At 68.1% G+C, this 714-nt stretch carries 1 protein-coding gene; it reads right to left on the bottom strand.

Going from position 1 to position 714, the window contains the following annotated elements:
• Nucleotides 1–5: 5 nt before the first annotated feature.
• Nucleotides 6–714 (bottom strand): hypothetical protein (locus tag K2F54_RS18920; protein ID WP_255577326.1); only part of this gene is annotated, 709 nt, incomplete at its 5' end.

Here is a 714-nt window from a genome sequence, read left to right as displayed (position 1 = left end):
GGGTGTTACTTGGTGTTGACGGTGATGGTGGCGATGCCGACGAGGAGCTGGTCGGCGACGGCGTCGGTGTTGAAGGTGGTGTTGAGCAGGGCGGCGGCGTCGGCGGAGATGTGCACGGTGGTGCCGGTGAGGATGGCGTTGTCGCCGTCCATCTGGAGGGGTTCGAGGGTTCCGCCGTAGAGGTCGAAGAGCTTGACCTGGGTGGCGGCGGATTCGCCGTTGGCGGTGACGTCACCGAAGAGCTCTGAGGTGCCGGGGTCGATGGTGAAGTTGGTCAGTTCGACGACGGTCTCGCCGGCGGTGAGGGAGAAGCCGGAGCCGTCGTGCTCGATGTTGCCCTGGACGTAGGGGCGGTAGTCCTCTGCGGGGTCGTAGTAGTCCACGTTGCCGCCGGTGATGGGGAAGTGCAGGCTGCCCTCTTCGAGGGTGGCGGTGCCGACGGTGCCGGGGGTGAGGCCCAGGCTGGTGAGGGCGGCGGCGAAGTCGGCGTCGAGGAGGACGGCGGTGTCGACGCCGGTGAGGGTGGGGATGGAGGCGACCGGGGTGGGGGTGGCTTCTTCGGAGGAGCTGCTGCTGGAGGAGCTGGAGGACGGCGTCGACGCGGTGCCTTCGTCCGTGGAGCAGGCGGCGAGGCCGGTGATGAGCAGGCCGGCAACGCTGAGTCCGAGTGCGGTCTTGGTGAAGCTGCGCATGATGGGGTCCTTTGCTGTGGGG

Source organism: Cryobacterium inferilacus, from assembly GCF_019599185.1.
In the GTDB taxonomy this organism is placed as follows: Bacteria; Actinomycetota; Actinomycetes; order Actinomycetales; family Microbacteriaceae; genus Cryobacterium; species Cryobacterium inferilacus.
Note: the sequence above shows the minus strand (reverse complement) of the source record. Positions and strands in the feature narration are given on the sequence as shown.